This window comes from Neptuniibacter sp., from assembly GCF_024231755.1.
Taxonomy (GTDB): Bacteria; Pseudomonadota; Gammaproteobacteria; order Pseudomonadales; family Balneatricaceae; genus Neptuniibacter.
Genome location: NZ_JAAEQH010000258.1, coordinates 31573 through 56390, shown reverse-complemented (window position 1 = coordinate 56390; position 24818 = coordinate 31573). Strand labels below are relative to the sequence as shown.

The following is a 24818-nucleotide window of genomic DNA, read 5'->3' as shown; positions in this document are numbered from 1 at the left end:
TAATTATTAAGGATGCCTAAGGCACTATAACGCCAAGCTCCGGGCTTGCCTAATTTTGGAGGCTTTGCACCTTGAATGAGTGCGCCTCCAGATTTGATCTATCCGTAATATGCATAATACTTTTTAGATAGTGTAGATACCTGAGGCAGGTTTGATGGGCTTAAATCGATACATAGCCGGAACGATATTGTTTTGTATGCTGTGTTCTTCTGCTGTGGCAGCTGAAAAGAACCCTGAAGTAATTTTGGCTACTACGCTTCATTACCCACCCTACGAGTATCGTGAAGATGGGAAGCCTAAAGGGCTTGCTGTAGATATTGTCAAAGAGGCCCTGCATCGAGTCGGTGTCGAACAGATCGAATTTAGGTTTTTCCCTTGGAAGCGAGCCGTCTTTGTGACTGAACATGGAGAACGTGATCTTCTGTTTAATGCTGGTAAAAACGAACCTAGAAAGAAATGGGGATATTACGTTGATAGTGTCCTAATTCAGCAAAGTTATGTGTTGTTTAAACGAAAAACCGATCAGTTTGGAGTAAAACCCGATTTTTCAAATGTCGATGACAAAGATATCTCTATTAGAGCGGGCTATTTATATGGCAGTGGTGCTTTCAGGCAGGCTTTAGACAGTCATCGTTTCCACAAAGTTGAATTGGCTAACTCTACTGAACAGAGTGTAAGGCAATTATTGAATGAACGCGTGGATATGTTTGTTGGTGACCTTCTGCCTGTCATGTTCTACCTCCAAGAGAAGGGGCTTGAAGACAAAATTGATATTGTTTTACACCAAGGTGAGCGTATGGAGGTGTTGTCCTGGTCAACTTATCTGCTGTTCTCAAAGTTGAGAGTATCGCCTGAATTTGTGGAACAGGTCAGGTTAGCGATGGAACAGATGAAGGCAGATGGAACCTTTGACTCGATTGTCAGTAAGTACGAATACTAGAAAAAGCTTTTCTGATGGAAGTTATAGGGTTTTGTCCGCATTGGTTCCTTTTATTTGCTTGGTTAGGTGCGCAAAGTCACTCACAATAACTATTTCCAACCCAACAACCAGATGGCATCATTTTTAAGAACCTCCCAATCGATAACTTGGGATCGTTTTGAAATTATCGCTTCTATCAGACAATGGGTAACTACGCCTTCTTCATCGAATTCAACTTCGGTAACCAGAAAGTGCTTTTCTTTATTTACTGGCTTTACCGCTGACCATTTACTATTGAGAAGCTTTCTCGGATTAATTCTATTCAAAACCACTTCACTTTATTTTTCGGCGACTGAACCAACAATTGCTATTCCTTCAGCAATTGTATTAATTGCGAATTTAGAGACACAACACTGACCAATAAATGAAAAGTGCTCTTTTACTATTTCAAGAACATCATTTTTATCGAAATATCGGCCTGTAGATTTAGGCTGAATACAATTATCTATTCTTTGATCCAGGGTATATATCTCCCCTGCAGAATCTATAAGTACATCACGATCTTCGTACGAGAAGAAGTGAAGGTCTGGATCACACTCCCATTCTGATTCACTAGAAATGAATGTTAGTTCACTTTCACCTTCGTACTTAATGATCGCGGGCCAATGAATCACAACGTGTCCTTATGAAAAATAACGCTTAAAGCAGCCAGGCAGAATGCGTCGGATGCCTTTTCTTGTTATACGTTCATCGTTGGACATACTCTGCTAGCTCGTGCCAGATGTTAACTAAGTTTACGAGCCTAGATGTTTCATATGTGGTGATTCCACTTACCGGCACCGACTCAGCCTCTTTTTCAAATAAATAATCTGCAATTCTTTCTGCTTCTTCCGCTGAGCATGTGACTCTGTGGTAGCTCGACTTGAAATCTCCTTGGTATTGCTTAGGAAATTCAATAACACCATTACACAGAGCATTTTTTACAATCCCTGATTCAGGCATATTCGCTTTAGAAAGAATAACCTCTGTTTCCTCTAGAATATTTCTAGGTAGCACGTTGGTTAAGCTACACACTTGCTTGTATTCGTCGGATTTCATATTTACGTATAATGCCCAACATAAAGGGCCGCAGCGAAGTTGTGGTCCAAGCCCGTAGGGCGACTTTTGATGTTTTTGTTATGTTTTATTTACAGTTTTGCAAAAATTTTAGCAGCGAATTCTCTTGCACTTTTTTCTATGTTTTCTGGAGTTCCAAGCATTGCAGGTAAATCTTTAACCCGCTGATAAATTGCTTCGGTTAATTCTTCTTCGCTGGGGAAGTGTTTCGAGTGTTTGAGATTTGATATAGCTTTACGAAGCTCCTTAGTATCACTCGGGTGTGGACTAAACCATGTAGGACGAGATGCCCAACATTCTATCTCTTTCTGTATGTCTTCCATACTCATTCAAAACTCTCCCTTGAAACATAACGCTTAGCTTAGTGGAGGGACGCAGCGATGATCCGCTACAGCTACTTGTTAAATGTTTAATCATCCAATAGCACCCCGCAATACCTACAGTTTTTTGAGTACCAAAGGTGATAAGCCTTTCTCATCTTTAATATATTGTGTCCACAATTAGGGCACTTGAGCAAAAAGTGCTGCAAAGTAACTAACACGAATACAGCACCGAAGAATGTTATCAAACTGACAGCTGTGCCCCAGATCAGTTCTGTCGGGATGACCAATATAGGAATACTTAAAAGACTCAACGTTGATAGAAGCCTAATCCGTTTCTTCATGTTGCACATTGAACGCCCGTAACAGCGGAATATTTGTAGTGGATTAGTTTGTGCTTGCGCTTGTTATGCAATTGTTAGACTTTGAAGTTGCTGAACATTTCTTGAACCTCGCTTTCTTCTAGGTTCTTGTTAATAGCAGCTTCTTTCTCTGCTATTTTATTTTCTTCAATAATACGGATTAGTTCTTCTCGTTTCTTTTGATAATCTTCATTAGTAGACATGATTAGAAGCTTTACCCTAGAAATTTCTGATTCTAAATCTGTTGCCTTACATGTTAGCGTGAATTCACTACCATGAAATCTTGCCTTCTCAGACCCATAGTGCTTTTTGAAAATGTCACGCCATTCCGGATCGGTGAATCCAGTCGTTGTGAATGTAAACTCAAACTCTTCATCGTTTTTTCTCTTAGAAGTCGTCGGAGCTACTAGTGCGATTTCCTTAACTTTCATGATGTTTTCAGCCGACATACCTTTATGTCGGTTGATCAAACCTTGATCCATGTTTCTACTCCTTTTTATAACTCCGCGCCAACGGGCTGGCGCTGCGTAGCAGCGACAGTCCAAGACCAGCGAAACTGGGCTGAAAGTTGAGCGCTTTGTTATACATTAAACCGAAAACGCTTCATTACATTAATGCCTTTACTAACTCTATTAGTAAATCCCAATAATTAAGCAATTCTGTTGGTGGAGACATATTCAATATGTCGTCAAGAGATGACCAGAGATCTCCGAATGTATCATTCAGGAAATCTTTTAAGGCCTTTTTGGCATCCGGGGGAATAATTTCAGACTGTGTGATAGCTGAGGATACTTCTTCATAAACGCTCTCCCCATATCTGGTTGTTCCATAAGTCATAATCTACTCCTTAACTAGAGAACGTATAACGCTCAGCTAAGTGGCGCGCAAAGCGCGTCATCACTTGAGCGCGTTGTTATGCATTTTCAAACAAAAATTTATGCTGATGTTCTAAGTTGCCCTTTCGCTCATATACAAATATGTTTAAAGCCTCCTGTGATGCTTTGATTCTAGTAAAGTTATTGCCTGAAAATACGTCTGAAATTTCTCCAAGTTTATATGCATTTGTATTATCTTCAGAAGCTACAAAGCCTGATAGCTTAAACTTACGACGCTTCATGTGTGGGTATGGCCAATAAAAAGATGAAGATATGACAGAATATATTTTGTGAGATTCTTCTTCTGCTAAACTTATATCTAGCTCTGCAGCCATTGAGCAATGAACATCACCAGACAAAAACACTACCTTTTTAATTTGATTGTTTCGGATATGCTCAATAATTTGATCTCGTTGGCTTAAAAAGCCACTCCATTTATCATTATTCTGCTTTTTTAAGTCGGGGAAGAAGGGGACAGATGTTACAACAAACTTAATCCTTTCACTTCCATCACTTAGCATTGAAGAAGAGATTCCATTTGAAACTCGCTAATTATTTCCCTATCTTCAAGATCTCTTTCCGTACGTGTATCAGTAACAAAAAAATCACTACATCCGTCCTTGAAGCAGTAATAAAAGCCTTCAGGTACCCCCTGAAGTTTACATTGCGCATCAATCGGAATAATAGGGCTATGGCTCATTTGGTAAATTTGATAAGAGTGGATAGCTGCTGGATATTTAACCATCATGTCTCTAGGTTCAGCCTTACTAGGCCAATTATCCTCAATTTCATGATCATCTAGAGTCATGTAAGTAGAAACTTTACTCATTAGTTTCTTCATATATTTCTGTGAAAATACATCACGATACCTAGAGAGATACTCATCTACTTGCTTATCTGGAGATAGAAAGTTCAGGTCATCCGCATAAATTTGATCTCCAACCATCAAAAACTTATCTACGCTATCTCCATCATCTATCTGTCTCAAAATGGAACGGAATGTTTTATCTCCACGGCTGTCAAACCAGCTTCCTTCAAACAAACGGAGTAGATATCTACAAGATCCAAAAATGAACTGCTTCTCATCAGATGAATTATCACTAGATGTAACAAATTCACCAATGTCGGAATTGCCCCAATCGATATGCAAGTCTAGGTTTAATTCTTCAAGCTCCTTATCAGAATAAAACCAACCCATTTGATATGCATATTTTGTATCGGGCTTGAGCCCACAGAATATAGCCACTCCACTCATATCAAAATTTGGATTCATCTTGAAGTACACGGGAGAACCATAATCGCCGCTGTCTATTTTTTTTATTCGTGCTACTCCAAACGCACGTCTTGGCTCTCCAGTAGCAAGTTTTTCGTATGAAGCCCTACCCCATAGGCGAACGTGATCCATATCCGCATGTCCCACAATAGGACCTACGTCCATCTTTTTGATGCTTAACATTTACATCTCCCTTCCTTGTCAGATAGATCGGGTGTATTGTGATGTATTACTTTCTCGGCCATGGTTCGTCAGGTTCAACAAAAGCAACAACACGATCTAGCTTGCCTAGCACCGACTGAGTGTGAACAATAACCTTTTCTAATTCCTGTCCATCATTGGTAAGCCCACGTATATTCAGTCTTGTTTTATTTACTTGTTCTAATAGATCGCGATACTCTTGAGTAACTTCGATGGAGCCAGTATCCAGCATCACTGCTCGAGTTGTGGCTAAATCAATTTGCACAATGGCTTCCTTTATCGGTTGCCTCATATCAGATGAAATTTCATCTGATATGATTTGATCCATGAGATCGCTTTTAAGCAATGCTAGCTCTCTGACTATTTTATCACTCATTGCAAAATAACCTCCGGTCTCTCAAAAAACTATGTTAATGGCACATAGAAAGCAGTAACGGGCAGCTCTTGTTTTATCTCTAACGCTAACTTGGAAATTAATTTTTTGTCCTTTTTTGTTTCTGGATCTTTCGCAGCCAGCACCCCTTTTCTTTTTAGTGCTTTTTTAAAATCCATTTGTTGCTCTCTACCGTATTTTTGATTCTGAGATATTATTTCTTTTATTTCATATAGATCATGTTCAAGTGCTCTATACCCAGCGAGAACTTCGTTATACGCTTTCATCTTCTTTGGCAGCATCATGATTGGCTTTGCTACCGCTGCGATTGCAGCAATAACTCCTAATAATTTCCAGACAAGCGCACCAAATGGCGTATCCCAAAACCATAGTGCAGCAATGGCAGATGACGGGGCGCAGGCTGCGATCACTAACTCCATGCCAATGTTTGTGGATTCAATTCTATGAAGTCGCGCCGAGTAATAACGGACATTTAACTTTGCACTTCGGTATAAATCATAAACACCCCATACCGGATGATTTTCATTGTCAATCACTTGTACGACTCCTTCCGTTCTTTGATGCATAACGCCCAAAGCAACGGCGAGCGAAGCGAGTCCAGCCCGCTCGCGGGCGATATTGCCTTTGCTTGTTAGCACTGGTTGATTTCAGACTGAGTAATAAACTCAACAACAAATAACTCATTCTCACCATTGAGGAAATATTCTTCTCTTGATGGCAAGCGCAACTTCATGAATAGATCTTCACCCACTTGCATTGTATTTCCTTCAGAAAACTTCACTCCTGAGTTCAACAGGTAACCAAACACATTACTGAAAATATCAAATATGCTCTGGCTAATAGAATGATCCCTTGCTAGGGACGCCATATCTGGTAACCCAAGCAGTTGAGCGCCATATGTTCTTAACCAAACTCCATCAATCCCATCAACCTTATACTTCACGATCCCACAAAAAAGAATGAGTAAAGGAAGGCTCTGAATGAGTTCAACTATGTCTCCATCAACGTTATCCCTATTGAGGGCTATTGTTGGGAAGGAAGTTAAAGCACTTTCGTTCGTTACAACAATCGCACCGAAGTAGGATAAGAAACCAGCAACAAGAGCCATTGATGCATATTGATTTATTGGATTGTCATCGTAGCCTTTGTAATACAGGATGATATGACTCTTATGCGCTTTGGCCTGTAACTTTAAATCCTGCCTGTAGTGTGAAGGGGCTATACACTGTTCTACAGCCTCTGCGGGCATAGCATGATCGAAACCTACAATTTGAATAACATGCTCGCCCCAACCGATTAATCCGATTAGGCTCCCTTGTTGCTTTAATTCTTCATCGAGCTCAATTTTTGCTTCTGAGAGACTTGGGTGGTATGAACGAAACTTACTCTCAAAACTAGACGAATTAAAAGCAAAGCTATTGCTGAAAAGAACCTGCAAACTGAGAGGAGACTCTATTTGATCATTTAAGATCAAGTTGCTGTCAGATTCAGCCTCTTGTTTGCCAAAAAATCTGGATAAGATACTCATTTTTCTTCCTTGAAATCATTCTGTTATATATGGATTAAGTAGTGCTAACAGCTAAATATATGACAGATTGATGCAATTAATTGCGTCAATTTGACATATATCTCAGAAACTTATTTTCGAAACCTTAGCGTAAGCTACTGTTAGTAAAGGGTATTAAGCCAAACTAGATATTTTCTTTCAGATAAAAAGCGTCAATCTGACATATATCTACGGGTTAACCATTTCAGCCCAAAGCTCATTGAAATAAAGTGCCTAAAACATCCCTTCAAGAGTAGTTACCTAAGATCTCCCTGGTCCATGCATCATGGCATGAGTTGATTGCTCCAGTCAAAACTGCACTTACGTTTTCCTTCATCCTTCCTGAAATATTGAATTGTTCTGTTATTTGAAAAGTAGTTCATGTGCGTACTATTTGATTCGTTAGCAAACTAATTAAGGGATTGTCCGTGGATCAACGCTTATTTTTTCTTCTGAATATGGCTCGGCATAAGGTGTTTCAGCATGTGGATGCTGAGGCTGAGAAGCAGTTAGGTGTGCCGGTTACTCAGGTGGCGGCTTTGCTTTTTCTTACTAAGAACGAAGGTTGCCCGCAGAAGGAGTTGGGTAAAGCCCTTGGGCTTAATAAGCCTGCTGTTTCTGGTTTGGTTGGCCGTATGCAGAAGCATGGATTAATTGCGCGGCATCAAAGTGAGTCTGATGGTCGGGCCTGGTGTTTGTTTATGACTGATAAGGGGAGGGAGGTTCTGCCTCTCGTACCGCCTTTATTGGGGCAGTTAAACAGCAGATTGACCGATGGTTTTGATGAAGCTGAGCTTGAGGTAGTCCAGCGGTTCCTTAATACAGCAATCTTGCGGTTCTAACTTTTCGATTCTAGCAAAATGATAATCAAAGATGAGGATGTGTAATGAGTCAGTTTTTAGCTATGTATAAGCAGATGGGTAATGAGATGTTTTCACAGGGGATTGGTCAGGTTGCACCTTACTTTGCGACGATTGATCCTGAGATTGTGGATTTCAAAGAGGGTTACTGTGAGTTGGTACTACGTAACCAGAAGAAGGTTCATAACCATTTGGGAACTGTACATGCGATTGCGATGTGTAATGCTGCTGAGCTAGTGGCAGGTATGACGACGGATGCTTCTATTCCCGCGGGTGCACGTTGGATTCCGCAAGGCATGAGTGTTGAGTATGTGGCGAAAGCCAAAACCGATCTTAAAGTGGTTTGTGATGCACAGGAAGTCGATTTCTCAGAGCCGGGTGAAGTGGTTGTTCCCGTGGCGGCTTTGGATGATGCGGGGGAGACCTGTTTTACTGCCGATATTACGATGAATGTGAAGCACGCGTGATCCTGGCGAAGCCAGGAGAACGCTGACTATGTCAGCTGCTAGAACGGCTGCGCCTGCTAGGGGCGAGAACGCCTTTGGCTGCTAGGAAAAGCTGGATTTGTAGGAGGTGCTTCTAGTGGCGAGTTTTTATCGCGATGAGGACATCGCTCCAACAAGTAGAAAAGGAATTTAAAAGGGCTGGATTCCAGCCTGCGCTGGAATAACGATGGTGTGTAGCTTGTAGCTTGTAGCTTGTAGCTTGTAGCTTGTAGCTTGTAGCTTGTAACTCGATACAAACAAAAAAGCCCGGTGATTTCTCACCGGGCTTTTTATTCGAATTAAGAAATTAGATTACTTAGCTTCGTTTTTAGCTTTAACTTCAGCGATTACTTCATCAGCAACGTTCTGCGGGCAAGCTGCATAACGTTCGAATTCCATGGAGAACTGACCACGGCCAGAAGTAATTGTACGCAGGTGACCGATGTAACCGAACATCTCAGACAGAGGAACGTCTGCTTTGATGCGTACGCCAGTTGTGCCTGCTTCCTGGTCCTTGATCATACCGCGACGACGGTTCAGGTCACCGATAACATCACCCACGTTGTCTTCTGGAGTGAATACGTCAACCTTCATGATTGGTTCCAGCAGCTGTGCACCTGCTTTAGGGATAGACTGACGGAATGCGCCTTTTGCAGCGATTTCGAATGCTACTGCAGAGGAGTCAACCGCGTGGTAGCCACCGTCGAACAGTTCGATTTCAACGTCCAGTACAGGGAAGCCTGCCAGTACACCTTCTTCCATCATTCCAGCGAAACCTTTTTCGATCGCTGGGAAGAATTCTTTAGGTACGTTACCGCCTACTACTGTAGAAGTGAACGTGAAGCCAGAGTTTGGCTCACCTGGCTTGATGCGGTAGTCGATCTTACCGTATTGACCAGAACCACCAGACTGCTTCTTGTGCGTGTAGCTGTCTTCAACAGACTGTGTGATAGTTTCACGGTATGCAACCTGTGGCTTACCAACTTCCAGCTCAACGCCGTAAGTACGCTTCAGGATGTCTACTTTGATATCCAGGTGAAGTTCACCCATACCTTTCAGGATTGTTTCACCGGAATCTTCGTCAGTTTCAACTACGAAAGATGGATCTTCTGCAACCATCTTACCGATAGCGATACCCATTTTCTCAGTAGAACCTTTGTCCTTAGGAGTAACAGCAATAGAGATTACTGGCTCTGGGAAGATCATTGGCTCAAGAGTACAAGGGTTCTTAGGATCACACAGCGTGTGACCAGTCTGAACGTTCTTCATACCAACAATTGCGATGATGTCACCAGCCTGTGCTGAATCCAGCTCAGTACGGTCATCAGCGTGCATCTCAACCATACGGCCGATACGCTCAGTTTTACCAGTGTAAGAGTTAAGGATTGTGTCACCCTTGTTAAGAACACCGGAGTATACACGTACGAAAGTCAGAGCGCCGAAACGGTCATCCATGATCTTGAATGCCAGTGCACGGAATGGCTCATCTACAGATACTGTAGCGACTTCGCCAGTTGGTTCACCAGTTTCTGCATCAGTCAGTGGCTGAGCGTCAACTTCAACTGGGTCAGGTAGGTAGTCAACAACAGCGTCCAGAACCAGCTGGATACCTTTGTTCTTGTATGCAGAACCACAGAAAGTCGGGAAGAAGTCCAGTTTACGTGTACCTTCACGGATGCAACGTTTGATGTCTTCCATAGATGGCTCAGTACCTTCTTCCAGGTACTCCATCATCAGATCTTCGTCTTGCTCCAGAGCAGTTTCGATCAGTTCTTCACGGTAAGCAGCAGCGTCATCAACCAGGTCAGCAGGGATGTCAGTTACTTCGTAGTTTTCTGGCAGACCAGAATCATCCCAGATGTAAGCTTTCTGAGTCAGAACGTCTACAACACCTGTGAAACCGTCTTCACGGCCGATTGGCAGAGTCATAACCAGTGGGTTAGCACCCAGTACGTTTTTAACCTGGTCTACAACACGGTAGAAGTCAGCACCCAGACGGTCCAGCTTGTTTACGAAGATCAAACGAGCTACTTCAGACTCGTTCGCGTAACGCCAGTTAGTTTCAGACTGAGGCTCTACACCACCGGAACCACAGAATACACCAACACCACCATCCAGTACTTTCAGGGAACGGTATACTTCAACTGTGAAGTCAACGTGGCCTGGAGTATCGATGATGTTCATGCGGTGATCTTTCCAGAAACAAGTAGTCGCTGCAGACTGGATTGTGATACCACGCTCAGCTTCCTGTTCCATGAAGTCAGTAGTAGCTTCGCCATCGTGAACGTCACCCATCTTATGGATCTTACCAGTAAGCTTCAGGATACGTTCTGTTGTAGTGGTTTTACCCGCATCTACGTGCGCGAAAATACCAATGTTTCTGTACTTGGTTAAGTCTGTCATTTCTTTACTCGACTAAGGTGAGGTTCCAAAAATTGCGCGACATTATACAGACTTTTTGATGACATTTAGAAGAAAAATTACAAGGAAATGACGCTTTTTTTGGTTTTTTTTTCATCAACCTAAATCTTCAACTCACATTTTGTAATTTCGCCTGTTTTTTACCTCAATCTTTGCGAGTTGAAGCTTTAATCGTGAGCACATGAGCCCTTATTAAGCTGTAGATGGATTCATTCCCTCGTCATCAACCTGTCACTGAAAGTTAATGTTACTTATCTAGTCTGAAGTTTTCTCAACCAACGACAATAAATTGAGTAAGCCAAGGAACAAGACATGGATATTTTACGCACGTCCTTTCAGCAGATCTTCGACAGCCAGACTGGTGAGGGAGGCTCTGAGGTAGTAGCACAGGAAAACGGCCGCCTTTACGTAACCAACGGTGAAGAAGGCAAAATTGATATTTTTGATGCTGTAAGCGGCGAGCTGGTTAAGGCTATAGACCTGACTGTAGTTAAGAACTACGACGGCGTGAATTCTGTAGCGATTAAAAATGGTTTGATTGCTGTTGCAATTGAATCCAGCGATGCTCAAGAAGGCAGTATTGCGCTGTTTGATGCTGAGAACGGTATTCTATTGAGCCGCCTTGATGCTAAAGGTGTCTTGCCTGATATGCTTACCTTCACTCCGGATGGCCAGAAAATTCTTGTAGCCATCGAAGCTGAACCGGTTGAGGGTGGAGTTGATCCTGAAGGTGGAGTAGCAATAGTTGATTTGAGTGATGGTCTGGTTAATGCGGCAGTCACACTGATTGATTTCACTCAGTACGATGGACAGGAAGATACACTAAGAGAGCAGGGTATTCGTATTTTCCCGGGTAACTCGGCTTCTCAGGATTTTGAACCTGAATATATTGCTGTTAGCCCGGATGGTACTCAAGCCTTTGTTTCCTTACAGGAAAATAATGCAGTGGCTGTGATTGATATTGAAACGGCAACTGTTGCTGAGCTATTACCGCTGGGTACAACTGATCATAGTATAAGTGGTAATGGTCTTGATGCATCTAACAAAGATGATGCAATTAACATCGATACCTACCCAATCTTTGGTATGCGTATGCCGGACGCTCTTACTAGCTTCGAGATTGATGGCACTACTTATTTCGCGACAGCAAATGAAGGTGATGCTCGTGATGAAGATGAGCGTATCAAGGATCTGACACTGGATGAAACTGCATTCCCTAATGCGGCTGAACTGCAAGACGAAGCTGTATTGGGTCGTTTAAAAGTATCAACTGTAGATGGTGATACTGATGGTGATGGCGATTACGATCAGCTGTTCTCCTACGGTTCTCGTTCATTCACTATTTATGACGCTGATGGAAACGAAATCTTTGATAGTGGCGATCAATTCCAGCAGATTCTGGCTCAGATTCGTCCGGAAAAATTCAATCAGGATGATGGCGAAGTTGATGGCCGTTCCGATGATAAAGGTCCTGAGCCTGAGGCGATTGCCGTAGGTGCAGTTGGTGACAGCCATTATGCATTTATTGGCCTTGAGCGAGATAACGGCATCATGGTTTACAACATCACAGATCCAGCTAACTCAGAGTACATTGGTTACATTGATGCAGAAGAGTACGGCAATCTATCCCCAGAAGTAATCCAGTTCATTGATGCTGAAAACTCAACTTCAGGCACACCACAATTGGCTGTTGCCTTCGAAGTATCCGGTACAACTGCATTGATCAATCTGGATCAACTGGGTGATTCAACCACTGCTGTTTCTTATGACTCCGATAGCGATGCTGCTTTCCTGCACAGTGTTTATCATGCAGTGTTGGATCGTGAAGCTGATGCGGATGAATTGGGTGCATGGGTTAACTACATTGAAGATAATAACTTCTCTGAAATCGCCACAATTGAAGCATTCCTAAACAGCAGTGAAAAGCTTGCCCAGGGAGTGACCAGTAATACGGAGTTTATCGAAGGGCTGTACCAAAATGTACTGGGCCGTGACTCTGACACTGATGGCCTGAATGCCTGGGTTAACTATCTGGACTCTGGCGCATCTCGAGCTGTAGCGGTAAATGGATTTATCAATAGTGAAGAGAACCAGATTAATCTGGTTGGTATGATGACTGAGGGTGTTGAGTACACACTGTTCGACTAAGCTCTCTCAGTAGTACCCCGAATAACGCAATACCGCTGATTTGTTAACAAAGCGGTGTTGCGTTTTTTATATCTGGAGCCTTATCCTGTTACAGGATATTTCATGAACCTAAGGAAACAGATAGTGTTGAGTTATGAGACCTTACTTGCCTTCGGTATGGCTTCAGTCCTGCTAAGCTTTGCTCCCGGTCCTGACAATATTTTTGTTCTTATGCAATCTGCTATGCATGGCAGAAAAGCAGGCATCATCGTTACTCTCGGTTTATGTACTGGATTGATCGGGCATACGTTGCTGGTGACTTTGGGGCTGGCTGCTATATTTCAGGTCAGTGTCGTTGCCTTCACCGCATTAAAAGTAGTGGGTGTTTGTTATCTGCTCTACCTGGCTTGGCAGGCGTTTCAGGCTGGCCGTAGCCATCTTGATAACAAGCAGCTGCCTAAATTGAGTAATACCGCTTTATATAAGCGCGGTATTCTAATGAGTGCCACGAACCCTAAGTTGGCCATCTTCTTTATGGCTTTCCTACCGCAGTTTGCGGATCCGTCACAGGGTGCAATCAGCTTACAGCTACTCCAGCTAGGCGGCATATTCATTGTGATCGGTTTTCTTGTCATGAGTTTTATTGCGGTGCTGTCGGGTTCTATCCGTGTTCTGTTGCAAAACTCTCCTAACCTGGAGGGGTGGATTCACAAATTGGCCAGTGTGGTTTTCGTTGGATTAGCATTAAAACTGGTTACTACAGAGCGCTAGGTTAGATATCACTTACAAATAAAAAGGGCGACTAAGTGTCGCCCTTTTTATTGTTCAGGTTAATCGAGCGGTGCTTTCAGCACTAGCGTTTAAAGAGAGAGATTACGTGTTGTAACTCTTTACCTGCATTATCCAGTTGGGCTACAGCACTGTTCATCTAGTGGCTGGAATCGGCTGTCTCTAGGGAATTCTACTGGTGGATAGATCTTTCCAGCTTTCGTATTCCTCTGTTATAAAACCAGCGTGTAAGTAGGCCGCTCTCAAGGCATCTGGATTTAGTGCTCTTAGATTCCTTAGTTGCTTCTGCATAGCGTTATGCAGTGCGTGATTTCGTTTAGGTATGAAGAATGAACGGGTATCAGGAAAGCTGACTTTGACGTTAGGAATTCTTATTAATTCACCCCCGATACGAGTGACTATTGGCTCTTTCAGATATGAGAATGTGAAATCCGCACGATTATTGGCGATAAATTTTGATAAGAGTTCTCTGGTTGGGAGTGTGAGAACCTGCTGGATATTCAGATTCTTCATGGCTTTTTGATCGGTCTTCCAGCTCTTAACAGTAACTGCTCGGAGTTTCTGGAATTCGGATAACTCTCTTTTTGATAAAATATCGCTTCGGTTACGCGTGGTAAACACACCAACCTGAAATTCACCTTGTCGAATCACCGGATCAGTGATCAGCATGTTGTTGTATTCTGGGTGGTCGCTCAGAAAAAGTGTCTGAGCCACCATATCAGTAGAGCCTGACAATGACATTTGCAGCCCTCGTTCTACGTTAGGGTATGCCACTAGTTCGATTTTATTTGCTATGCCAGATTCTTTTAGAGCGTGGCATATCAGCATGATATCCATTGTAATGCGTTGAATATTTTTAAGCTCCTCTGAGTGGAGAGGAGGGCAGTCATCTACATCCAGTACTGTCTGATAACCTTCTTTGTCCGCTGCGATTTGGAAATGTTCATTTACATAATTGGAATGCACGCCAACAACCAAGTTTTCAGCCTGTAGTGAAGTGGTAAGTAGTAAGCAAGTTGCGAAGGCAAAAAGTAATTTCATGATTACATCTAAAATTGAGGGGCTGTTTCTATTGTAGTAGATCAATATGTACAGCAATAAATACTGATGATGTTACATAGCATCTCCCGGGTGGATATAATACGCGACTTTGATTTTTCGATACTCAGGTTTATTAGATGGATGCTCTAGACGAGATTAAACAATTCCTTGCTTGTGAAACTCCAGATAGCTGGATTCAAGCGGCTCTTCAGAATCAGGATATTTTGCTGATTGATCACGCCCACTGTGAGAAGAAAGCAGCGTCCACAGCGATGAATCTGATGTTCCGTTATGTGGACCGTTTGGATCTGCTGAATAAGATGTCTCGTTTGGCGCGTGAAGAGCTAATTCACTTCGAGCAGGTGCTAGCGATCATGCAGGACCGGGGTGTGGTATATGATCATATGTCACCCGCTCGTTATGCTGCGGGGATGCGTAAACACGTGCGTACCTCGGAACCAGGTCGTTTGATTGATCTGTTAATTATCGGTGCATATATAGAAGCACGCTCCTGTGAACGTTTTGCCAAACTTGCCCCTTTCCTGGATGACGAATTGGCTAAGTTTTATCGGTCGTTGTTGAAGTCAGAAGGGCGTCATTACCAAGACTATCTTGGCTTGGCTGCAGATTATGCGGGCGAACCTATTGATGAGCGTGTTGCGTTTTTCCGTGAAGAGGAAAGAGAGCTTATCGAATCACCAGATGATGAGTTTCGTTTCCATAGCGGGGCACCAACATTTTTGGATGCATAATAAAAAGGCCGTTTAACGGCCTTTTTTTCGATCTTGAATTTTAGTCGATTTCAAAGCTCACAAGGTCATAACCCGAGTCGTCTACCTTCAGATACCAGCCCTGCTTATCCCAGTCCCCCAAAACAATGCGTGTGGCGTCTTCAAGTTTGTGAATCGCAGGGCGGTGGGTGTGGCCGTGAATCATCAGATTTACGCCACTTTCCGCCAGAGTTTGTGTCACTGCATCAGTATTTACATCGGTTATGTATTCTGACTTTTCAGTGGTTCTCTGCTTACTGGTATCTCGGAGCTGACGCGCGATAGCGAGACGTTCTTCAAGTGATTTACTGAGGAAGTTTTTTTGCCATGCGGGGTTGCGAACCAGTCCGCGGAACTGCATATACTCGGTATCATCAGTACACAACTGATCACCGTGCAGGATTACAGCATCGCCGACTGGCAGTGACAGAACTATCTGTTCTGGAAGTAATTCAGCGCCAATAGTTTTGCAGAACTGTTCACCAACCAGAAAATCCCGATTACCGTGTTGAAAGTAAATCTTACAGCCGTTGTCGGATAGGTTCTTTAATTCCGTCAGAACTTCTTCCAGACCCGGAGTAGGGGCATCATCCCCAATCCACGCCTCAAAGATATCGCCAAGCAAATAAAGCTCACTGGCATTTTGAGCGGTGCTGTTGAGGAAATATGAAAACGCCCGGCTAAGGTCCGGGCGTTCAGGTTTCAGATGAAGGTCTGATACAAAATAAACAGACATATAGCGTGGCTATTACTCTTCGTTGTTCTCTTCGTCTTCTTCTACAACCAGTTCTGCTGATTCGATAATAATATCTTCAACAGGAACATCCTGGTGACCAGCACGCATTGTTGTAGAGGATGCTTTGATCTTGTTAACTACGTCCATACCGCCAACAACTTTACCGAATACTGCGTAACCCCAGCCTTCAGTTGTTTTTGCAGTGTGGTCAAGGAACGTATTGTCGGAAACATTGATAAAGAATTGAGCGGAAGCGCTGTGTGGGTCCATTGTACGTGCCATCGCAATAGTACCTGATGCGTTGGACAGACCATTATCTGCTTCATTTTCAATTACTTCGCGTGTGGTTTTCTGAACCATGCCCGGTTCGAAGCCACCACCCTGAATCATAAATCCATTAATAACACGGTGAAAAATTACACCGTCATAGAAGCCATCTTTAACGTACTGCTCGAAGTTTTCTGCCGTTTTTGGTGCTTTCTCGTGGTCCAGTTCAAGAGAGATATCACCGAAATTCGTATGGAGAATAATCATTGTAGTAATAGTCCATTTCTTCGCCGTTGACCGCGACATTATACGCAAGTCTTAAAGAAACGCATCCCTAGTTTGTTCTTTCGATGTGGGGGTGTGAATCTTAGGGTTTAGTCCTCTCGGCTTGGTATCAACATATATGGTCTGACCAAAGTTATTTTTGTTAGGGTAAATGTCGGATAAAACTGCCATTTATGGATGGCATCCGTTTATAATGTCGCGATATTTTTTACGTACGTTGCCGGGATTGATAAGACGTTTCTTATGAGTGATACAGAAAGCAGTAAACCAACTAACTTTATTCACCAGATTATCGAACAGGATCTAGAAGCAGGAACCCATGGCGGTAAGGTTGTTACCCGTTTCCCTCCAGAGCCTAACGGTTATCTGCATATCGGACATGCTAAGTCGATCTGCCTGAACTTTGGCACGGCTGAAAAGTATAACGGTGAATGTAATCTGCGTTTTGATGACACTAACCCGACCAAAGAAGAGCAGGAATACGTTGACGCTATCAAGCAGGACGTAGAGTGGCTCGGCTTTAAATGGTCTGGCGATGTACGTTATGCATCCAATTACTTTGATACTTTCTATGAGTGGGCACAGCATCTGGTTCGCGAAGGCAAAGCTTACGTTTGTGACCTGAGCCCTGATGAAGCACGTGAATACCGTGGCTGGGCAACTGAGCCGGGTAAAGAAAGTCCGTATCGCAATCGTTCTGCAGAGGAAAACCTTGATCTGCTTGAGCGTATGAGAAAAGGTGAGTTTGATGAAGGTAGCTGTGTGCTACGTGCCAAGATCGATATGGCTTCATCAAACATGAACCTGCGTGATCCTATCCTTTATCGTATCCGCAAAGAGTCGCACCACCAGACCGGTGATAAATGGTGTATCTATCCGAGTTACGATTTCGCACATGGTCAGGAAGATGCAATTGAAGGTGTTACACACTCTATCTGTACGCTGGAATTCGCAGATCACCGTCCACTGTATGAATGGTTTATCGAAAACCTACCTGTTCCTTCCAAACCTGCTCAGTATGAGTTTGGCCGTCTGAACCTGAACTACACAGTGACCAGTAAGCGTAAGCTGAAACAGTTGGTAGACGAGAACCATGTAAATGGTTGGGATGATCCTCGTATGCCAACAATCTCAGGCCTACGTCGTCGTGGTTATTCTCCACAGGCAGTTCGTAATTTCTGCGACAGTCTGGCTGTAGCCAAAACAGACGGCACAGTTGATATGGCGCAATTTGAGTATTTTGTTCGTGAAGATCTGGACAAGAATGCTCCACGTGCAATGTGTGTAGTACGTCCGTTGAAAGTGACTATCACCAACTATGACGAAGGTCAGGAAGAGTGGTTTGAGCTACCGAATCATCCTAAGGATGAGAGCATGGGCATGCGTAAAGTGCCTTTCACTAAGAATCTTCTTATCGAACAGGATGATTTCGCTGAAGTTCCTCCTCGCAAGTGGAAGCGTCTGACTCAAGGTGTTGCCGTTCGTCTGCGTGGTTCATACGTGATTACTTGTGATGAAGTTATCAAAGATGAAGAAGGCAATGTGATCGAGCTGAAATGTTCATACGATCCGGCTACTAAAGGTGCAAACCCTGAAGGTTACAAAGCCAAAGGTGTTGTGCACTGGGTATCTGCAGATAACTCTGTTGCCTGTGAAGTACGTGAGTATGATCGTCTATTCAGCGAAGCGAACCCAACAGGCGATAAAGAGAAGGACTTCCTGGAATTTATTAATCCAGAATCTCTTGTCGTGCTGAATGAAAGCCGTTGTGAAGTTGGGCTGGCGAATGCGGATGTTCAGAGCCGTTACCAGTTTGAACGTACTGGCTACTTCTGTGTTGATTCAGACTCTACGGAAGAGAAGTTGGTCTTTAACCGTACTACAGGCCTTCGCGATTCCTGGGGTAAGTAATATTATAAGACCGGCTTATAACAGCTAAGGTCAACGAAAACCGGCTACGAGCAACTAACGCTTTTAGCCGGTTTTTCTTTTTGGGGTTTATTCGTTTTAGCCTGCCGTTATCTGCCGTTTACCCCTTCACGGCAAGCACTTAATAACTGCTCAGCAAAATCGTCTTCATTGACGGCTCTGGCAATCGCAACACCACCGATCATTAATACTGCCTTCTTAATTGCTTCGCTTTCATTAAGCTTAGGCTTACCCTCATTAAACTCGTTGATGTTATTGATAAAGCCTTTGAGTACGCGGGTGTAAGTGGTGCGGACCTGATCGTCCCGTTGGTGAATATCAGTCGTTAGAAAAGCTAAAGGGCAACAGAACTCACCGTTTCTGTGTTTGTCGCTGAGATAGGTTTCAATAATATCTGATAGCTGAAAACCTGAACGTTCCACCGTATGGCTTTTGGCCAGGTGAGCGGCACTTAAAATCGCTTCGGCATAGAGTTCGCTCTTAGATTCAAAGTGATTGTAAAACGCGCCTCGGGTGAGACCGGCATGTTTCATCACATCATTAATCGCGACTTTATCAAAGCCATCTTTGGTAAAGAGTTCTGCGGCGCTATCGATAATCTTCTTTCGACTCTGTTGCTTTTGTTCAGCCGTCCAACCCATAAAACTACTCCTGTTTTGCTTAAAGCGGAGTATGGCATAAGTTCAAAATATGTTCTTGAACATATTGTGTCGGCCAATAAAGTGGAGTTCAGGTAGTTAAGTGAATGGCTTAACCGAATTGAATAACAGGAGTTAAACATGACTGCACCAATCCGAATTTATGGACCATCTTTTAGTACATTTGTGCGCAGTGTAATGATGGCTTGCGAGCTTAAAGGATTGCCTTACGAGGTAACTACACAAGTGGATGGGGAAGAGGTAGGTTTTCATACCCCGGGCCATAAAGCGATTCATCCCTATACCAAATTTCCAGTGCTTCTTACTGAGAAAGGGCCTATCCCAGAAACCGTTGCGATTCTGCATTACCTCGAAAATGAATACGGTGGCACTAAGCTATATCCAACAGACCCTTATGCCCAAGCTCAGGTTGAAGCGTGGAGTGGTATCAGCGGAATCTATGTCGATTTTGAAATTGTGCGTAAAGTACTTCTAGAGTTCATTTTTCCGAAAGGTGAAAACGGAACGGTAAGAATGGATAAAGTAGAAGCAGGCATTCCTGGCATCCAAAATGCACTATCAGTGGTTGCCGATCAGCTGGCAGATAACCCATATATTTGTGGTAACGAACTCACAGCTGCGGATCTAATTTTGATCCCAATTATCGATTACATCGAAGGTGCAGAGGTAGGTAAACCGCTGGTGGCCAAGCACGAAAATGTACTGAACTATATCCAGACTATTCGTCAGCAGGATTTTGCTAAGGATATTCTTAAGTAAGGGCTGAGCTCAGTACAGCGGTCTTGCTGACTGCTGTACAGTCTCTAAGTTTGTATATTACCTCTACTCTTTAAAAACCACTGTCCTGTTACCATTGAGAAAGACCCGTTTCTCAATATGGTATTTCACGGCTCGGGAGAGTGTAATGCGCTCAATATCCCTTCCTTTAGCGATAAGATCTTCCGGATAGTAGGTATGGTCAACAGGTTCTATGCCTTGTGCAATGATAGGACCCTCGTCGAGATCTGCATTGATATAGTGTGCGGTAGCCCCCACCGTTTTTACACCTTTTTCATAAGCCTGGTGATAGGGTTTTGCCCCTTTAAAGCCCGGAAGAAGTGAATGATGGATATTTATCGCCCAGCCTTCCAGCTTTTGGCTGAGTTCATCAGAAAGCACTTGCATATATCGGGCTAAGACAACGAGATCTGCTTTGGAGTCCCGAATTATTTGCCAGAGTTGCTGTTCCTGCTGTGGTTTGCTTTGTGGCGTGATAGGAAGGTGGTAATAAGGGATCTGATGCCAGTCGGCCAGAGCTTTCAGGTCGGGATGATTAGAGATAATTGCGGGTATATCGATGTTTAACTGCCCAATCTTGTTTTTGTAGAGCAGGTCATTGAGACAGTGATCAAATTTAGATACCAGAATTACAACTCTGGGCTTGTGATCACTCGGTTGTAACTCCCATTGCATTTCAAACTTTTCGGCTCTAGGAGAGAAGCGCTGACGGAATGTATTCTGATCAAAGTGGCTATTGGTGCTGAAACACGCCCGGATAAAAAAATGTTTACTTTGCTTATCATCAAAGGAGTGAAGTTCTTCTATATAGTGTTCATTCTGGTAGAGAAAACCAGTCACTGCATCGACAGTACCCAGTTGGCTGGGGCAGCTTGCCGTGAGTATCCATGAGCTGTCGGCCATTTCACTCTCCTGTTATCAGATAATCATTAAGTGTAGACGATCTGTTAACAGGCCCTAACATTGAGGCATAAGAACGGAGGCTGACGTGAAGGAGTAATCAGCTCCCCTACAGTAGGAGTGAGAGCTGATCTTTCTTAGGCGGGAGCTTTATTTACAGCAAGGCTCAGCGATAATTTCTATCTTGTCATCTTTTACTGAGTGGAAGAAACAGTTAGAGCGTTCAGTATGACAAGCAGGACCTTTCTGGTTAACCAGGCAGAGCAGGGTATCGCCGTCACAATCAATACGCATCTCCACCAGTTTCTGTACATGACCTGAGCTTTCACCTTTACGCCAGTATGTCTGGCGAGAGCGAGACCAGTAACAAACCTGGCCAGTCTTCAGTGTCTCTTCAATAGATGCGCGGTTCATCCAGGCCATCATCAGAACTTCGCCGGTATCATTCTGTTGTGCAATAGCAGGGATCAGACCATCTTCGTTATATCTCAGGTTATCCAGCGCGGCGGACAGATCAGTTGAAGTGCCTAATTCAGCGGATTCCAGATCGTAGTAAAAATTGTTTTTCATCAGTGTGTATCTATTGTCGGTGAAATCTGCGCGCATCATATCACGCCAGTAAAATCATTTTGAATTATTACCGCTCTCCACACTCAAATAAGCAATATCCGCTTAATTTGGAGAACCTGATGATCTCAAGGGTAAGTTTATTAGCTTTTCTTATCGCTGTTTTCGTGACGCTATTGTGTCTGAAAAGCTGTGAGCTGCTTGCCGAAGAGAATAATGGCTTTGATCTGACGAATAGTCAGATCTCGCAGGAAAAGATACTACCGGGAGGTCCCGCCAGGGATGGCATTCCCTCAATTGATAAGCCGGAATTTGTCACTATAGATAAGAGTAACTGGCTGTCTGATACGGATATGGTGCTTAGTCTTGAACTAAATGGAATCTCCAGAGCTTATCCTATCGCTATTCTTAACTGGCATGAGATTGTTAATGATCGTTTAGGTAATCAATCTGTTGTGATCAGCTACTGCCCCTTATGTGGAACCGGAATGGCTTTTTCTTCTGCAATAGGGGGGCGGGTTTTAGAGTTTGGTGTTTCAGGCTTACTCTATAACAGCGATGTTTTGCTTTATGACCGCCAGACGGATTCGCTCTGGTCGCAGATTATGAGCCAAGCGGTGAGCGGACCTTTAGCTGGAAACAAACTTACGCAGCTAACCCTTAACCAGATGCGCTGGGGTGATTGGAAACAACGCTACCCAAAAGGCGAGGTACTAAGCCGCAACGCTGGTTACTCTCGTGATTATTCCACTAGCCCTTATGGTGATTATGATCAGAGCCCAGCCCTTTATTTCCCTGTCGAATTCCTGAGCCGTCAGTATCATCCCAAAGAGCGGGTATTGGGAATAGAGGTAAATGGAAAGTTCAAAGCCTATCCTTTTGCTGAGCTTGCGAAACTATCAGGCAATGAGTTACAGGATCAATTTAATGGCGAAGAGTTGCTCTTGCGGTTTAACGCTAAGAACAGAACGGGGGAGGTTTTTCTATCCCCGAACCAACAATCTAAACCAGCGGTGAACGCCTTCTGGTTTGCCTGGTTTACTTTCCATCCGAAAACATCAGTCTTCTCAGCCGAGTTGCTGGAATAATAACAAAAGTGAGCGCTATCCAAATTACTATTATTGATAGCGCTCCAGGTTTAGATGCAGCCTCACTCGATCATAAATTTGCCAAAGAACTCGCTTAATTCCTGATAAGCATCTAGAGGTAAGATCGTGGCGATATGCTGATCAGGTCTAACCACGACCATACAACCCTGAGCGCGGTTGATTTCGCGTTGCTCAAAAATATCCCGCTCTTTTATAGAGCAGAATACTTTTTCGTAATCTCTCAGACCATATTTACCTTTGGCGGGCCATAAGTAATCAGGCATCTCTTCAATGGAAATTCCTTGTTGTTGGAACACCGCATAAACATCAATGACCGAGTCGATATCTGAACCTGATGGGGTGTATTTATTTACGGGTGAATCCGCAGAACAAGCTAAAAAATTAATAAGTTTGCTTGAGTCTGAAGTTGGATCTACAGGGTTTTGCTCACTGCCAAATACGAAAATACGCCAGCGGCCATCAGCTTTGTTCAAATGCCCTAAATGTTGTGGTCTACCATCTGATATACGAGCCGCTTCAGCAGAATGGAATCGCTGCCCGATTTTGAAACCATCGGCTAAGTGCTGGTTTTCCTGGCCGGTGCAGAGGTATGAAGGGTCGTACTGGATAGATGTGCCAGCAATAAAACCATTCTGACGCGCAATGAACTTCTCAATATCTGCGGTGTCCGTTTTGCTCTGAGAATGACCGTTCTTCGCTGAAGGGCGAGTCGCCACTAATGCTGACATCTCCCTATCTGCGTTGATCAGCATGTGGGCTACTTTTCGGCGTTCTGTTGTATAAGTTTGTAGCAATTCAGGTTGCGCTTTGCCTTGTAATACAGCAGCTAGCTTCCAACCCAGATTGAAGGTGTCTGGCAGGGATGTATTCAAGCCCCAGCCACCCTTAGGGCTATGTGTATGGCAGGCATCACCGGCAACAAATGCACGTGGGATCAGGTTTTCTGCATTATCCAGAGGCCTATCATCAAAACGATCCGCCACACGTTGGCCAACTTCATAGATTGACCACCAAGCAACTTCCTTCACATCAAGTTTGTAAGGGTTCATGATCAATTGAGCCTTAGCGATAATATCTTCGACGCTAAGATCAAGATTCGATGCTCTTTGGTCTTTATCTAACAGATCAAGTTCCACATAGAGCCTCACCAGATAACCACCTTCTCGGGGGACCAGCATTACAGCACCGTTGTCTTTAGATTGGATAAAGCTCTTTACTCGTATATCTGGGAAATCTGTTACAAGCAGGACATCCATAACCCCCCAGGCTTTATTGGCCGAATCACCTTCCAGATTTATGGATAGGTTCCTACGTACTGCGCTTCTGGCGCCATCGCAACCGACCACATATTTGGCGCGAACTGTTTCGACTTTGGCTGATTGGGTTGCGTCGTTTCTCTCGAATGTTGCCGATATTGGATAAGCGTTTAGGTCCTGAGTCAGGTTTGCGTCAACATCTAACTCAAGTAACCGGCGGTTATAGTGAGGAATCAAGTGGGCTACAGAACTTTCCATGCCTTCAAGCAAAAGGTCATGTAAACGAGCCTGATTAACCACACCGTGAGTAAACTCGGACAGGCCAAGCCTAGCGTCAGCTACTTTATGTGTGCGTTTGATATTTTCAGGATGTTCCGTATCTGGCTCCCAGAAAGCATTCTGATGAAGTTGGTAAGTTTCCTTAACAAGTTCACTGCTATTGAAAGCTTTCATGATCTCCATTGTGCGGCAGCTTATTCCATCAGCTTGCCCAAAAAGAAGAGGACCAGATTTTTGTTCAACGATGCAGGTGGTTATATCTGCGAACTCGGATAGCTGCCTTGCCAACGCGAGTCCAGCAGGGCCGCAGCCAACAATCAAAACATCGACTTCTTTTGGCATTTCGACAATAGGGGGTGGTGAGGCCGGTTCACGCACGGAGTCTGGAATCTGATAGTTACCTGGTTTGAATCCATTGAGATGATATTGCATTACATAATCCTCTTAGCCTATCGCAGGGCCTAACGTTGTTATTGTTGGTTTTGCACTTACCGCGTACTGCGTGTGCTGATGGAGTAAAGGTTAGGTGAATGGCTTGAGAGGGTTTGTCACCTA

At 43.7% G+C, this 24818-nt stretch carries 28 protein-coding genes; 9 read left to right on the top strand and 19 right to left on the bottom strand.

Annotated elements, in window-relative coordinates; genetic code table 11:
- Positions 1 to 154: 154 nt before the first annotated feature.
- Positions 155 to 940, top strand: coding sequence for an ABC transporter substrate-binding protein (locus GY843_RS14040; RefSeq protein WP_297310560.1), 786 nt, complete (start codon positions 155 to 157; stop codon positions 938 to 940).
- Between the two features lie 89 nt (positions 941 to 1029).
- On the opposite strand, the gene GY843_RS14035 is transcribed toward GY843_RS14040, so the two are convergent.
- The 11 genes from GY843_RS14035 to GY843_RS13985 all read right to left on the bottom strand — a co-directional run bounded on the left by GY843_RS14035 (position 1030) and on the right by GY843_RS13985 (position 6988).
- Positions 1030 to 1251: a TIGR02450 family Trp-rich protein gene (locus tag GY843_RS14035; protein ID WP_367183851.1), complete on the bottom strand. Its 222-nt coding sequence runs from the start codon at positions 1249 to 1251 to the stop codon at positions 1030 to 1032.
- A 6-nt stretch (positions 1252 to 1257) separates the two neighbouring features.
- A complete protein-coding gene (locus GY843_RS14030) occupies positions 1258 to 1593 on the bottom strand; it encodes a DUF4144 family protein (protein ID WP_297310558.1) in 336 nt (111 codons plus the stop codon).
- A gap of 73 nt (positions 1594 to 1666) precedes the next feature.
- Positions 1667 to 2017, bottom strand: a complete 351-nt coding sequence (locus GY843_RS14025) for a hypothetical protein (RefSeq protein ID WP_297310557.1) — start codon at positions 2015 to 2017, stop codon at positions 1667 to 1669.
- An 89-nt stretch (positions 2018 to 2106) separates the two neighbouring features.
- A complete protein-coding gene (locus GY843_RS14020; RefSeq protein ID WP_297310556.1) occupies positions 2107 to 2364 on the bottom strand; it encodes a hypothetical protein in 258 nt (85 codons plus the stop codon).
- A 409-nt stretch (positions 2365 to 2773) separates the two neighbouring features.
- The gene (locus GY843_RS14015; protein ID WP_297310555.1) at positions 2774 to 3199 is read right to left on the bottom strand and encodes a hypothetical protein; all 426 of its coding nucleotides are present in this window, start codon (positions 3197 to 3199) and stop codon (positions 2774 to 2776) included.
- 124 nt (positions 3200 to 3323) lie between these two features.
- Positions 3324 to 3554: a hypothetical protein gene (locus GY843_RS14010; RefSeq protein ID WP_297310554.1), complete on the bottom strand. Its 231-nt coding sequence runs from the start codon at positions 3552 to 3554 to the stop codon at positions 3324 to 3326.
- Between the two features lie 76 nt (positions 3555 to 3630).
- Positions 3631 to 4113, bottom strand: a complete 483-nt coding sequence (locus GY843_RS14005) for an alkaline phosphatase D family protein (protein WP_297310553.1) — start codon at positions 4111 to 4113, stop codon at positions 3631 to 3633.
- A complete protein-coding gene (locus tag GY843_RS14000) occupies positions 4107 to 5048 on the bottom strand; it encodes an alkaline phosphatase D family protein (protein WP_297310552.1) in 942 nt (313 codons plus the stop codon). The genes GY843_RS14005 and GY843_RS14000 overlap by 7 nt, the downstream gene beginning before the upstream one ends.
- Before the next feature lie 46 nt (positions 5049 to 5094).
- Entirely contained in the window at positions 5095 to 5442 is a 348-nt protein-coding gene (locus GY843_RS13995) for a hypothetical protein (protein ID WP_297310551.1), read from the bottom strand.
- A 29-nt stretch (positions 5443 to 5471) separates the two neighbouring features.
- Positions 5472 to 5996, bottom strand: a complete 525-nt coding sequence (locus tag GY843_RS13990) for a hypothetical protein (RefSeq protein WP_297310550.1) — start codon at positions 5994 to 5996, stop codon at positions 5472 to 5474.
- 95 nt (positions 5997 to 6091) lie between these two features.
- Positions 6092 to 6988 carry a DUF4261 domain-containing protein gene (locus GY843_RS13985; RefSeq protein WP_297310549.1) on the bottom strand — a complete coding sequence of 299 codons (897 nt, stop codon included), beginning with the start codon at positions 6986 to 6988 and terminating at the stop codon, positions 6092 to 6094.
- Positions 6989 to 7434: 446 nt separating this feature from the next.
- Between GY843_RS13985 and GY843_RS13980 the strand changes: the two genes are divergently transcribed.
- Positions 7435 to 7848: a MarR family winged helix-turn-helix transcriptional regulator gene (locus GY843_RS13980; protein ID WP_297310548.1), complete on the top strand. Its 414-nt coding sequence runs from the start codon at positions 7435 to 7437 to the stop codon at positions 7846 to 7848.
- A 44-nt stretch (positions 7849 to 7892) separates the two neighbouring features.
- Entirely contained in the window at positions 7893 to 8333 is a 441-nt protein-coding gene (locus GY843_RS13975; RefSeq protein ID WP_297310547.1) for a hotdog fold domain-containing protein, read from the top strand.
- 330 nt (positions 8334 to 8663) lie between these two features.
- Here the strand turns inward: GY843_RS13975 and fusA are convergent, their stop codons facing one another.
- Entirely contained in the window at positions 8664 to 10754 is a 2091-nt protein-coding gene (gene fusA, locus GY843_RS13970) for an elongation factor G (protein WP_297310546.1), read from the bottom strand.
- A 330-nt stretch (positions 10755 to 11084) separates the two neighbouring features.
- On the opposite strand from fusA, the gene GY843_RS13965 reads away from it, so the two are divergent.
- Positions 11085 to 12920, top strand: a complete 1836-nt coding sequence (locus tag GY843_RS13965; RefSeq protein WP_297310545.1) for a choice-of-anchor I family protein — start codon at positions 11085 to 11087, stop codon at positions 12918 to 12920.
- Between the two features lie 102 nt (positions 12921 to 13022).
- Positions 13023 to 13670, top strand: a complete 648-nt coding sequence (locus tag GY843_RS13960; protein ID WP_297310544.1) for a LysE family translocator — start codon at positions 13023 to 13025, stop codon at positions 13668 to 13670.
- 180 nt (positions 13671 to 13850) lie between these two features.
- On the opposite strand, the gene GY843_RS13955 is transcribed toward GY843_RS13960, so the two are convergent.
- Positions 13851 to 14729: a hypothetical protein gene (locus GY843_RS13955; protein ID WP_297310543.1), complete on the bottom strand. Its 879-nt coding sequence runs from the start codon at positions 14727 to 14729 to the stop codon at positions 13851 to 13853.
- 137 nt (positions 14730 to 14866) lie between these two features.
- Here GY843_RS13955 and GY843_RS13950 point away from each other — a divergent pair, with 137 nt between their 5' ends.
- Entirely contained in the window at positions 14867 to 15481 is a 615-nt protein-coding gene (locus GY843_RS13950) for a tRNA isopentenyl-2-thiomethyl-A-37 hydroxylase MiaE (RefSeq protein WP_297310542.1), read from the top strand.
- A gap of 40 nt (positions 15482 to 15521) precedes the next feature.
- Here GY843_RS13950 and GY843_RS13945 read toward each other — a convergent pair whose 3' ends face one another.
- Positions 15522 to 16235, bottom strand: a complete 714-nt coding sequence (locus tag GY843_RS13945; protein WP_297310541.1) for a UDP-2,3-diacylglucosamine diphosphatase — start codon at positions 16233 to 16235, stop codon at positions 15522 to 15524.
- Positions 16236 to 16247: 12 nt separating this feature from the next.
- Positions 16248 to 16769, bottom strand: a complete 522-nt coding sequence (locus GY843_RS13940) for a peptidylprolyl isomerase (protein ID WP_297310579.1) — start codon at positions 16767 to 16769, stop codon at positions 16248 to 16250.
- A 261-nt stretch (positions 16770 to 17030) separates the two neighbouring features.
- On the opposite strand from GY843_RS13940, the gene GY843_RS13935 reads away from it, so the two are divergent.
- Positions 17031 to 18698: a glutamine--tRNA ligase/YqeY domain fusion protein gene (locus tag GY843_RS13935; protein WP_297310540.1), complete on the top strand. Its 1668-nt coding sequence runs from the start codon at positions 17031 to 17033 to the stop codon at positions 18696 to 18698.
- A 107-nt stretch (positions 18699 to 18805) separates the two neighbouring features.
- On the opposite strand, the gene GY843_RS13930 is transcribed toward GY843_RS13935, so the two are convergent.
- Positions 18806 to 19357: a TetR/AcrR family transcriptional regulator gene (locus tag GY843_RS13930; RefSeq protein WP_297310539.1), complete on the bottom strand. Its 552-nt coding sequence runs from the start codon at positions 19355 to 19357 to the stop codon at positions 18806 to 18808.
- 138 nt (positions 19358 to 19495) lie between these two features.
- Between GY843_RS13930 and GY843_RS13925 the strand changes: the two genes are divergently transcribed.
- Positions 19496 to 20134 (top strand): glutathione S-transferase family protein, encoded by a 639-nt coding sequence (locus GY843_RS13925; RefSeq protein WP_297310538.1) that lies wholly within the window; start codon positions 19496 to 19498, stop codon positions 20132 to 20134.
- Between the two features lie 63 nt (positions 20135 to 20197).
- On the opposite strand, the gene purU is transcribed toward GY843_RS13925, so the two are convergent.
- Both purU and hisI read right to left on the bottom strand, forming a co-directional pair.
- A complete protein-coding gene (gene purU / locus GY843_RS13920) occupies positions 20198 to 21055 on the bottom strand; it encodes a formyltetrahydrofolate deformylase (protein WP_297310537.1) in 858 nt (285 codons plus the stop codon).
- Positions 21056 to 21202: 147 nt separating this feature from the next.
- A complete protein-coding gene (hisI, locus tag GY843_RS13915; RefSeq protein ID WP_297310536.1) occupies positions 21203 to 21622 on the bottom strand; it encodes a phosphoribosyl-AMP cyclohydrolase in 420 nt (139 codons plus the stop codon).
- A gap of 119 nt (positions 21623 to 21741) precedes the next feature.
- Here hisI and GY843_RS13910 point away from each other — a divergent pair, with 119 nt between their 5' ends.
- Positions 21742 to 22707: a DUF3179 domain-containing protein gene (locus GY843_RS13910; RefSeq protein WP_297310535.1), complete on the top strand. Its 966-nt coding sequence runs from the start codon at positions 21742 to 21744 to the stop codon at positions 22705 to 22707.
- Positions 22708 to 22769: 62 nt separating this feature from the next.
- Here the strand turns inward: GY843_RS13910 and GY843_RS13905 are convergent, their stop codons facing one another.
- The gene (locus GY843_RS13905; RefSeq protein WP_297310534.1) at positions 22770 to 24695 is read right to left on the bottom strand and encodes an FAD-dependent monooxygenase; all 1926 of its coding nucleotides are present in this window, start codon (positions 24693 to 24695) and stop codon (positions 22770 to 22772) included.
- Positions 24696 to 24818: the final 123 nt, after the last annotated feature.

Bases quoted from the DNA above. Each gene is read 5' to 3' on its own strand.
- GY843_RS13960 (WP_297310544.1), top strand. From the start codon at position 13,023: ATGAACCTAAGGAAACAGATAGTGTTGAGTTATGAGACCTTACTTGCC.
- GY843_RS13955 (WP_297310543.1), bottom strand. From the start codon at position 14,729: ATGAAATTACTTTTTGCCTTCGCAACTTGCTTACTACTTACCACTTCA.
- GY843_RS13910 (WP_297310535.1), top strand. From the start codon at position 21,742: ATGATCTCAAGGGTAAGTTTATTAGCTTTTCTTATCGCTGTTTTCGTG.
- GY843_RS13975 (WP_297310547.1), top strand. From the start codon at position 7,893: ATGAGTCAGTTTTTAGCTATGTATAAGCAGATGGGTAATGAGATGTTT.
- GY843_RS13935 (WP_297310540.1), top strand. From the start codon at position 17,031: ATGAGTGATACAGAAAGCAGTAAACCAACTAACTTTATTCACCAGATT.
- purU (WP_297310537.1), bottom strand. From the start codon at position 21,055: ATGGCCGACAGCTCATGGATACTCACGGCAAGCTGCCCCAGCCAACTG.
- GY843_RS14010 (WP_297310554.1), bottom strand. From the start codon at position 3,554: ATGACTTATGGAACAACCAGATATGGGGAGAGCGTTTATGAAGAAGTA.
- GY843_RS13995 (WP_297310551.1), bottom strand. From the start codon at position 5,442: ATGAGTGATAAAATAGTCAGAGAGCTAGCATTGCTTAAAAGCGATCTC.
- GY843_RS13965 (WP_297310545.1), top strand. From the start codon at position 11,085: ATGGATATTTTACGCACGTCCTTTCAGCAGATCTTCGACAGCCAGACT.
- GY843_RS13945 (WP_297310541.1), bottom strand. From the start codon at position 16,235: ATGTCTGTTTATTTTGTATCAGACCTTCATCTGAAACCTGAACGCCCG.
- GY843_RS14015 (WP_297310555.1), bottom strand. From the start codon at position 3,199: ATGGATCAAGGTTTGATCAACCGACATAAAGGTATGTCGGCTGAAAAC.
- hisI (WP_297310536.1), bottom strand. From the start codon at position 21,622: ATGAAAAACAATTTTTACTACGATCTGGAATCCGCTGAATTAGGCACT.
- GY843_RS13985 (WP_297310549.1), bottom strand. From the start codon at position 6,988: ATGAGTATCTTATCCAGATTTTTTGGCAAACAAGAGGCTGAATCTGAC.
- GY843_RS14005 (WP_297310553.1), bottom strand. From the start codon at position 4,113: ATGCTAAGTGATGGAAGTGAAAGGATTAAGTTTGTTGTAACATCTGTC.
- GY843_RS13940 (WP_297310579.1), bottom strand. From the start codon at position 16,769: ATGATTATTCTCCATACGAATTTCGGTGATATCTCTCTTGAACTGGAC.
- GY843_RS14025 (WP_297310557.1), bottom strand. From the start codon at position 2,017: ATGAAATCCGACGAATACAAGCAAGTGTGTAGCTTAACCAACGTGCTA.
- GY843_RS13905 (WP_297310534.1), bottom strand. From the start codon at position 24,695: ATGCAATATCATCTCAATGGATTCAAACCAGGTAACTATCAGATTCCA.
- GY843_RS14040 (WP_297310560.1), top strand. From the start codon at position 155: ATGGGCTTAAATCGATACATAGCCGGAACGATATTGTTTTGTATGCTG.
- GY843_RS13950 (WP_297310542.1), top strand. From the start codon at position 14,867: ATGGATGCTCTAGACGAGATTAAACAATTCCTTGCTTGTGAAACTCCA.
- GY843_RS13930 (WP_297310539.1), bottom strand. From the start codon at position 19,357: ATGGGTTGGACGGCTGAACAAAAGCAACAGAGTCGAAAGAAGATTATC.
- GY843_RS14020 (WP_297310556.1), bottom strand. From the start codon at position 2,364: ATGAGTATGGAAGACATACAGAAAGAGATAGAATGTTGGGCATCTCGT.
- GY843_RS13925 (WP_297310538.1), top strand. From the start codon at position 19,496: ATGACTGCACCAATCCGAATTTATGGACCATCTTTTAGTACATTTGTG.
- GY843_RS14000 (WP_297310552.1), bottom strand. From the start codon at position 5,048: ATGTTAAGCATCAAAAAGATGGACGTAGGTCCTATTGTGGGACATGCG.
- fusA (WP_297310546.1), bottom strand. From the start codon at position 10,754: ATGACAGACTTAACCAAGTACAGAAACATTGGTATTTTCGCGCACGTA.